We start from the raw sequence: 8,661 nt of genomic DNA on the forward strand, positions 1-8,661 counted from the left end.
CGGCGGCCAACGCGGCCGGCTCCGGCGCGACCACCCAGCCGGCCTCGCCGGCCTCGATGCCGACCGGCGGGGCGACCCGGCCGTCCCCGGGCACGGCGGAGGCGACGGCGGCCGGGCCGGTGCCGGCGGGCTCGCGGGGGGTGTCCGCGCCGACCAGGTACGGGATGCCGCCGAGCGCGGTGCCGAGCACCGGCCGGCCGCTGGCCAGCGCCTCGATAATCACGGTGGGCAGCACGTCGTGCCAGGTGGAGGTGGCCAGCACCACCGCGCTGGCGTCCAGCGCGGCGCGGACCCCGGCGCGGTCCAGCGGGCCGAGGAAGGTGACGTCGGCCCGTTCGGCGGCTGCCGCCTCGACCAGCGGGCGCAGCTCCCCGTCCCCGGCGATCCGCAGCGGGCCGAGCGCCCCGTCCGGGTGCCGGCGCCACGCCTCCAGCAGCAGGTCCAGCCCCTTCTCGGGGGAGAGCCGGCCGAGGAAGAGGAAGCCCTCCCCGAGCGGCGCGGGCGCCCCCGGGTCGGGGATGGCGTTCGGCTTGACCACGATCCGCTCGTCCGGGATGCCGTAGTCGCGCAGGTGGTCGGCGACCGCCGTGGTGAGCGCGATGAACCGGTCGACGGACTTCCAGGTCGGGCGGTGCACGGCGAGCGTGGTGGCCATCAGCGCGCTCTGCGCCCGGGACCCCCGGTAGCAGCGGTGCACGATCGCCGGCACGCCCAGCGCCCGGCCCCGGCAGTCCTGGCAGATCACGCCGTCGCGGAAGTACAGCCCGGAGGAGCAGACCTGCCGGTAGTTGTGCACGGTCTGCACCACGGGCACGCCGTGCTTGTGCGCCGTCCGCACCACCCAGGGCGAGAGCAGCGGGTACGGGTTGTGCAGGTGCAGCACGTCCGGCCGGTGCTCGGTGAGCAGTCGGCTGAGCTCCTGCTGGGCCTTCGGGGCGTAGATCGGCGAGATCGGCAGCAGGGCCTTCGCCGCCTTCGGCATCGTCGGGATCTCGTCGGAGCTGCGGAGAAACGGCAGCACCTCCACCCCGGCCGCGGTGAGCTGGGCGATCTCCGCGTCGACGATGGTGTTCTCGCCGGAAGGCTGGGCCTCCCGGTACCGGTTGTGCGCCACCACGATTCTCACGGAAAAGAAGGCTACCGTTGTCTGATGCCCGAACTACCGGAGGTGGAAGCGCTCGCCGGATACCTGCGTGAGCGCGCGGTGGGGCGGCGGGTCGACCGGGTCGAGGTCGCCGCGATCAGCGCCCTGAAGACGTACGACCCGGCGCCGAGCGCCGTCGCCGGCCGGACCCTGGTCGACGCCGGCCGGCACGGCAAGTTCCTCGACGTGATCTTCGACGGCGACCTGCACCTGGTGGTGCATCTGGCCCGGGCCGGCTGGCTGCACTACCGGGAGGCGTTCCCGTCCAGCGCGCCGCTGCGCCCCGGCAAGGGCCCGATCGCCCTGCGGGTACGCCTCGACGACGGCTCCGGCTTCGACCTGACCGAGGCCGGCACCCAGAAGAAGCTGGCCGCGTACCTGGTGACCGATGTGGCGCAGGTGCCCGGGGTGGCGAAGCTGGGTCCGGACGCGCTCCGCGCCGACCTGGCCACCTTCGCCGAGCGGATGCGCAGCCGGCGCGGCCAGGTGAAGGGGGTGCTGACCGACCAGTCGGTGCTGGCCGGGGTCGGCAACGCGTACTCGGACGAGATCCTGCACGCCGCGAAGCTGTCCCCGTTCGCGATCACCGACCGGCTGGCCGACGACCAGTTGGCCGCCCTGCACGCGGCGACCCGCACGGTGCTCGGCGACGCGGTCCGGCGCTCGATGGGCCAGCGGGCCGCCGAACTGAAGGGCGAGAAGCGCTCCGGGCTGAAGGTGCACGCCCGGACCGGGCTGCCGTGCCCGGTCTGCGGGGACACCGTGCGGGAGGTCTCCTTCGCCGACTCCAGCCTCCAGTACTGCCCCACCTGTCAGACCGGGGGCAAGCCGCTCGCTGACCGTCGGTTGTCGCGGCTCGTACGGTGAGTAACGACACATCCCGATTACGGAGAGGAATCGACCCGGGCGCGTCGAACCTCCCGGTCGGCGGCTCTACCGGGGCCGCCATCCATCGGTATAGTGGCTCGGTCCCCGGCTTCGAAACTGGTGTGGAGCCGGCCGGATCCCAAGCTGGCACCACCGGGCGGGTTGTCCTTCGGGCCGCCGTCCGGCCCGGAGCCCGCGTGGGAGACTGGAACGGTGGGCGACTCGAGCCCTCACCGCGAGTGAGGGCGCGTGTCATGCGGGAGGACATGGGTTGAGGTGACGACAAGCCTCCAGCGCCCGGTAACCAACACAGGCCGGAGCAAGAGCGTGCGGCACGTCGACAGCTTCGAGATCCAGCCGCCGACTCCGCCGTCGCACAACGGCGTACCCCGGTCGGCGTGGGCCCGTGCCCGCCGCCGCGTCTCCCGCTGGCACCGCCCCTACATCGCGGTGCTGCTGCTGATCGACTTCGGTTCGGCGGCGCTCGCCAGTTGGATCGCCATCCAGACCTTCGACCAGGCCGCCTCGGGTTTCTCCGGCACCCGCGAGGACCCGACCTGGTTCCACACGGTCTCGTTCCTACTGCTGCCGCTCGGCTGGCTGATCAGCCTCTGGGGCAACCGGGCGTACGACCGGCGTTACCTGGGGCTCGGGCCGGACGAGTTCAAGCGGGTGGTCCGGGGTGGGGTGGCGGTCGCCGCCACGGTCTCCTTCATCGCCTTCGCGACGAAGACCGAGCTGTCCCGGTGGACAGTCGGCACCGCCCTGCTCGGGGCGCTGCTGCTGATCCTGTTCGGCCGCTTCATGGCCCGGTTCGTGCTGCACCTGGTCCGCCGCGTGGCCGGCCAGGCCGGGCACCGGATGGTGCTGGTGGGCACCCTGCCGGAGGCGCTGGAGGTCTACACCGCGGTCACCCGCAACCCGGACGCCGGGCTGGTGCCGGTGGCCATCCACATCACCGACGGGTACGCCGCGGCCCGCGGCATGGAGACCCCGGTGCCGGTCTACGCCGGCCGGGACGTGCTCGCCCTGGTCCGGGAGGTCGGCGGGGACACCATCGCCGTCTGCGGCTCGGCCAGCGCCGAGCCGGGCGAGCTGCGCCGGCTGGCCTGGCAACTGGAGGGCTCCGGGGTCGACCTGGTGGTCGCCCCGCAGCTCACCGACATCGCCGGCCCCCGGGTGCACATCCGCCCCATCGAGGGCCTGCCGCTGCTGTACGTCGAGGAGCCGACCCTGTCGGGCCCGGCCCTGCTGGCCAAGAACCTGCTGGACCGGGTCGCCGCCGGGTTGGGTCTGCTGCTGCTGACCCCGCTCTTCCTGGCCATCGCCATCGCCATCCGGATCTCCGACAACGGGCCGGTCTTCTTCCGCCAGCCCCGGGTCGGCCACGAGGGGCGGACCTTCCGGGTCTGGAAGTTCCGCACCATGTACGTGGACGCCGAGGAGCGGTTGGCCGGCCTGGTCGACCAGAACGAGACCGACGGCATGCTGTTCAAGATGAAGGAGGACCCCCGGGTCTTCCCGGTGGGCCGCTTCCTGCGCGCCTCCTCGCTGGACGAGCTGCCGCAGCTGATCAACGTGCTCCGGGGCGAGATGTCCCTGGTGGGGCCGCGCCCGCTCCCCGCCGACGACGGCGACTTCCTCGGTGACGTGCGCCGCCGGCTGCTGGTCCGGCCGGGCATGACCGGGCTGTGGCAGGTCTCCGGCCGCTCCGACCTGTCCTGGGACGAGGCGGTCCGGCTGGACCTCTACTACGTCGACAACTGGTCGCTGGCGTACGACCTGAGCATCCTGTGGCGCACGGTGGGCGTGGTGCTGGCCCGCAAGGGCGCCTACTAGCGCAGGAGGGTCGCCACCCGTCAGGATCGCTGCGTGGGTGGCAACCTCTCCGCCGGGTTCGGCGTCGTCTCACTGGTCACCGCGCTGGCCGCGGCGCTCTGGGCGGTGCTCCGGCTGCGCGCCCGGCGGGGCATCGCCACCGCGACCCAGCGGGCCACGTACGAGGTGCTGCACACCGCCGGGCTGGCGGCCGAGCCGCTGCGCGCGGGGCTGAGCGCGGCGGGCGCGGCGAAGGCCGTACGTCACCTCCGGACCCTGGTGGGCGCGGCCGGGCTGGCCCTGACCGACCGGGAGGTGCTGCTCGCCCTCGACGGGCGCGGCGCGCACCACGGCGACCAACTGCTCGCGGCGGCCCGGCGGGCGGCGGCGGCCGGGCGCTCGACGGTGCTGCGCGAGTCGGAGCTGCAGTGCGACCTGGTGGACTGCCCGGTACGCGGCGCGGTGGTGGCCCCGCTGAGCGCGGACGGCCGGGTGGTCGGGGCGCTGGTCGCGATCGCCGACGGCCAGCCGGCGCCCGGGCTGGTGCAGGCCACCCTGGAGACCGCGCACTGGGCCGGCGACCAGCTCGCCCTGGCCGAGCTGGACTCGTCCCGGGAGCGGCTGGCCCGGGCCGAGGTACGCGCGCTGCGCGCGCAGATCAGCCCGCACTTCATCTACAACGCGCTGACCGCGATCGGCTCGTTCGTCCGGACCGACCCGGAGCGGGCCCGGGAGCTGATCCTGGAGTTCGCCGAGTTCACCCGCTACTCGTTCCGGGCGCATGGCGAGTTCACCACCCTCGCCGAGGAGCTGCGCTCGATCGACCGCTACCTGACCATCGAGCGGGCCCGGTTCGGCGACCGGCTCCAGGTGCGGTTGCAGATCGCACCGGAGGTGCTGCCGGTGACCCTGCCGTTCCTCTGCCTCCAGCCGCTGGTGGAGAACGCGGTCCGGCACGGGTTGTCCCGCAAGCCGGGCACCGGCATGGTGAGCATCGAGGCCCGGGACGCGGGCGCGGAATGCCACATAACGGTGGAGGACGACGGAGTGGGGATGGATCCGACGACGTTGACCGCCGGCATCGCCGAGCTGGCCGGCGCCGGCAGCGACCCGACCGACGACGCGGGCCAGCACGTCGGCCTCTCCAACGTCGACGAGCGGCTCCGGTCGGCCTTCGGGGACCGGTTCGGCCTGGTCGTCGAGACCGGCCTGGGCTCGGGTACGAAGGTGAGCATGCGGGTGCCGAAGTTCCACCCCGGCGTACGGGCCGGTTCATGAACGCGACTGGCTTCCTCCGGGTGCTCGCCGTGGACGACGAGCCGCCGGCGCTGGACGAGCTGGCGTACCACCTGCGGGCCGACCCGCGGGTGGCCCGGCTGCACACGGCCGGGGACGCCACCGAGGCGCTGCGGGTGCTCCGCGACGGCGACGTGGACGTGGTCTTCCTGGACATCCGGATGCCCGGCCTGGACGGGATGGAGCTGGCCCGGGTGCTGCGCCGGTTCGCCCGGCCGCCGGCGATCGTCTTCGTCACCGCGTACGACGACGGCGCGGTGGACGCTTTCGACCTGGGCGCCACCGACTACGTGCGCAAGCCGGTCCGCGCCGACCGGCTGGCCGAGTCGCTGCGCCGGGTGATCGGCTCACGGGTGGTGCCGTCGCACCCGGCCGCCCTGGCCCGGGCGGAGGAGGACCCGACCATCCCGATCGAGCTGGCCGGGACGACCCGGATGCTGCCCCGCTCGGCGGTGCGCTGGGTGGAGGCGCAGGGCGACTACGCCCGGCTGCACACCGCGGACGGCTCGCACCTGGTCCGGGTGTCGCTGGCGACCCTCGCCGAGCGCTGGGCCGACGCCGGGTTCGTCCGGATCCACCGGTCCTACCTAGTGCAGTTGAAGCTGATCGCCGAGCTGCGGCTGGTCAACTCCGGCTACGTGGTGGTGATCGACGGGGCCGAGCTGCCGGTGAGCCGCCGGCACACCCGGGAGCTGAAGGACAAGCTGGTCCGGGCGGCGAAGCAGGACTGGAACCGGTGAACCGGGAATAACCTCACGGTGAGCGTACGCTGTACGGTACGCCGTACGACAACTGGAGGTCGCCGTGTCCGAATCCCCGTCCGCCACCGCCTCGACCACCGACCCGTTCGACGCCGAAGCCGAGTTCGACCGCCAGGTCTCCACGCTGCTCCGGCTCGGCTACCCGGAGCTGGCCGGGCTCACCGAGGAGGCGTTCACCGCGCTGGTCACCCCGCTGCGCGCGGCGGCCGTCGCCGGCCCGCCCGGGGGTGCCGAGCACCGGCCGCCGACCGAGGCCCGGGCGCCCTTCCTGCTGGTGATCACCCGCGAGCTGGTGCCCGTCGAGGCGCGACTCGGGCTCACCACGCTGGCCGGCAAGCCCAAGCCCGGCTTCCTGGACCGCAACTTCCCCGCCGCCGACCTGCCCCGGTTCGATCCGATCAAGGAGCTGGAGGCGCCGGCCGGACCGGCGTACCTGCTCTTCGACGTCGACCGGGGCGAGGAGTTCCGCAACCTGGCGCCCGCCGCCGCCATGGAGGGGATGACCGCCCAGGGCCGGCTGCCGCTCACCATCGACGAGGGGATCGCCTTCGTCACCCAGCACCCGGCGGCGCTCGCCTCGAACCGGTGCTTCTCGCTGGTCGGGTCGCGCTGTGGGGACAAGCGCGTGCCGGCGCTCTGGATCAGCCAGGGCGCGCCGAAATTGGGCTGGTGCTGGTACGGCAACCCGCACACCTGGCTCGGCTCCGCCACCGCCCACCCGGTCCGGGTCGGCCCGGAGTGAGCCACGGCGTCGGCGGCCCTGCTCGTTGTCCACAGCGACCTCGCGCTCGTCCACCGGGTTATCCACAGGAGTGAGGCGTTCTCCACAGGTTGTTCACAAGGCGAGCCACCGATCTCCACGGCTGGTCCCTACAGTCGGACGCCATGAAGGAACGCCGGGTACTGGTGGTCGAGGACGAACGAACCATCGCCGAGTCGGTCGCCGCCCGCCTGCGCGCCGAGGGCTTCACGGTGGATATCGCCGGGGACGGCCCGAGCGCCGTCGACCGGTTCCGGGCCGGGCAGCACGATCTCGTCGTCCTCGACGTGATGCTGCCCGGCTTCGACGGGCTGGAGGTGTGCCGGCGGATCCAGGCCGACCGCCCGGTGCCGGTGCTGATGCTCACCGCCCGGGACGACGAGACCGACCTGCTGGTCGGGTTGGCGGTCGGCGCGGACGACTATCTGACCAAGCCGTTCTCCATGCGCGAGCTGGCGGCCCGGGTGCACGTGCTGCTGCGCCGGGTGGAGCGGGCGACGACCGCCCCGCCGACCGCCCTGCGACTGGGCGACATCGAGATCAGCCCGGCGGAGCGGCGGGTGGTCAAGGCCGGCGCCGAGGTGCACCTGACCCCCACCGAGTTCGACCTGCTGGTGCACCTGGCCGGCCGGCCGCGCACGGTGCTGCCCCGGGAACGGCTGCTCGCCGACGTGTGGGGGTGGGCCGACGGTGCCGGCACCCGTACGGTCGACAGCCACGTCAAGGCGCTGCGCCGCAAGCTCGGCGCGGACCTCATCCGGACGGTGCACGGCGTCGGGTACGCGCTGGAGGTGTCCGCGTGACCGGCCGGGTGGTGGACTGGTTGAACCGCGTGCTGCCCCGACCGCTCGACCCGGTCCGCTCGATCAAGATGAAGCTCGGCGTCCTGCTGGTCGCCTCCTGGGCGGTCGCCGTCGGCTACTTCTGGTACGGGGTCGGCTGGCTCCCGCCGGGCACGGCGCTGACCGCCATCGGCATCGCCCTGCTGACCGCCCAGGTGCTCGCCCACGGCATGACCTCCCCGCTGCGCGAGATGACCACCGCCGCCGGGGCGATGGCCCGGGGCGACTACACCCGCCGGGTGCGGGCCACCTCGCGGGACGAGGTGGGCGAGCTGGCCCACGCGTTCAACAAGATGGCCGCCGACCTCGCCGCCGCCGACCAGCGCCGGCGCGAGCTGATCGCGAACGTCTCACACGAATTGCGTACGCCGATCAGCGCCCTCCAAGGCGTGCTGGAGAACCTGGTCGACGGGGTCGCCACCCCGGAGCCGGCGGCGCTGCGTACCGCGCTCACCCAGACCGAACGGCTCGGGCACCTCGTCGCCGACCTGCTCGACCTGTCCCGGCTCGACGCGGGTGTGGTGCCACTGCGCCGGGTCCGGATGGATGTCGCCGACTTCCTCGACGAGGCGGTGGAGCACGCGGCCGCGACGGCCGCCGGCACCGGGCAGGACGTCCATTTCCGACTCCGGCCGCTGGCCGCCCCGCTGACCGTGCGCGCCGACCCGTGGCGGCTGCACCAGGTCTTCGCCAATCTGCTCGACAACGCCGCCCGGCACAGCCCGCCCGGCGGGACCGTGCTCGTCGCCGCCGAGGAGCGGGCCGGGCAGCTGCACGTGGAGGTCAGCGACGAGGGCGAGGGGATCCCGGCGGCGGAACGCTCCCGGGTGTTCGAACGGTTCACCCGGGGCGAGCGGGCCGCCGGCGGCGGCACCGGGCTGGGTCTGGCCATCGCCCGCTGGGTGGTCGAACTGCACGGCGGCTCCATCCGGGTGGCCGACCCGCCCACCGCCGCGCCCGGCACTCGCCCCGGCTGCCGGATCGAGGTCACCCTGCCCCGTACCGAACCCGTCCGAGAAGAGGCCGCATGACCACCGCACCCCCGCCGCGCCCGCCCGTGGACCCTCGGCTGGTGCTGCCCGGCCCGGCGGGCCTGCGCCCGGCGGCGGCCCGGACGACCAGGACCGGTGGCCGCCGGAGGCCGGCCGGTACCGGCTGATCTGGTGCCGGGCC

General features: G+C 73.8%; 8 protein-coding genes. 7 read left to right on the plus strand and 1 reads right to left on the minus strand.

Going from position 1 to position 8,661, the window contains the following annotated elements; translation table 11 throughout:
- Positions 1-1,126 (minus strand): glycosyltransferase family 4 protein (locus JNW87_RS30465; protein WP_238454848.1); only part of this gene is annotated, 1,126 nt, incomplete at its 3' end.
- Positions 1,127-1,150: 24 nt separating this feature from the next.
- On the opposite strand from JNW87_RS30465, the gene JNW87_RS30470 reads away from it, so the two are divergent.
- The 7 genes from JNW87_RS30470 (at position 1,151) to JNW87_RS30500 (ending at position 8,519) form a co-directional block, all read left to right on the plus strand.
- Positions 1,151-2,011: an Fpg/Nei family DNA glycosylase gene (locus JNW87_RS30470; protein ID WP_109803802.1), complete on the plus strand. Its 861-nt coding sequence runs from the start codon at positions 1,151-1,153 to the stop codon at positions 2,009-2,011.
- A 327-nt stretch (positions 2,012-2,338) separates the two neighbouring features.
- The gene (locus JNW87_RS30475; RefSeq protein ID WP_109803801.1) at positions 2,339-3,850 is read left to right on the plus strand and encodes a sugar transferase; all 1,512 of its coding nucleotides are present in this window, start codon (positions 2,339-2,341) and stop codon (positions 3,848-3,850) included.
- A 33-nt stretch (positions 3,851-3,883) separates the two neighbouring features.
- Entirely contained in the window at positions 3,884-5,107 is a 1,224-nt protein-coding gene (locus JNW87_RS30480) for a sensor histidine kinase (RefSeq protein ID WP_109803800.1), read from the plus strand.
- Positions 5,104-5,865: a LytTR family DNA-binding domain-containing protein gene (locus JNW87_RS30485; protein ID WP_109803799.1), complete on the plus strand. Its 762-nt coding sequence runs from the start codon at positions 5,104-5,106 to the stop codon at positions 5,863-5,865. The genes JNW87_RS30480 and JNW87_RS30485 overlap by 4 nt, the downstream gene beginning before the upstream one ends.
- A gap of 64 nt (positions 5,866-5,929) precedes the next feature.
- The gene (locus JNW87_RS30490; RefSeq protein WP_109803798.1) at positions 5,930-6,628 is read left to right on the plus strand and encodes a DUF5701 family protein; all 699 of its coding nucleotides are present in this window, start codon (positions 5,930-5,932) and stop codon (positions 6,626-6,628) included.
- 143 nt (positions 6,629-6,771) lie between these two features.
- Positions 6,772-7,449 (plus strand): response regulator transcription factor, encoded by a 678-nt coding sequence (locus JNW87_RS30495; RefSeq protein WP_109803797.1) that lies wholly within the window; start codon positions 6,772-6,774, stop codon positions 7,447-7,449.
- Entirely contained in the window at positions 7,446-8,519 is a 1,074-nt protein-coding gene (locus JNW87_RS30500; protein ID WP_109803796.1) for a HAMP domain-containing sensor histidine kinase, read from the plus strand. Before JNW87_RS30495 ends, JNW87_RS30500 begins: the two co-directional genes overlap by 4 nt.
- The last annotated feature ends 142 nt before the right edge of the window (positions 8,520-8,661 follow it).

Origin of the sequence: Micromonospora sp. ATA51 (genome assembly GCF_016802855.1) — a bacterium.
Classification (GTDB): Bacteria; Actinomycetota; Actinomycetes; order Mycobacteriales; family Micromonosporaceae; genus Micromonospora; species Micromonospora sicca.

Coding starts and splice junctions, on each gene's coding strand:
- JNW87_RS30470 (WP_109803802.1), top strand. CDS start 1,151: ATGCCCGAACTACCGGAGGTGGAAGCGCTCGCCGGATACCTGCGTGAG.
- JNW87_RS30485 (WP_109803799.1), top strand. CDS start 5,104: ATGAACGCGACTGGCTTCCTCCGGGTGCTCGCCGTGGACGACGAGCCG.
- JNW87_RS30495 (WP_109803797.1), top strand. CDS start 6,772: ATGAAGGAACGCCGGGTACTGGTGGTCGAGGACGAACGAACCATCGCC.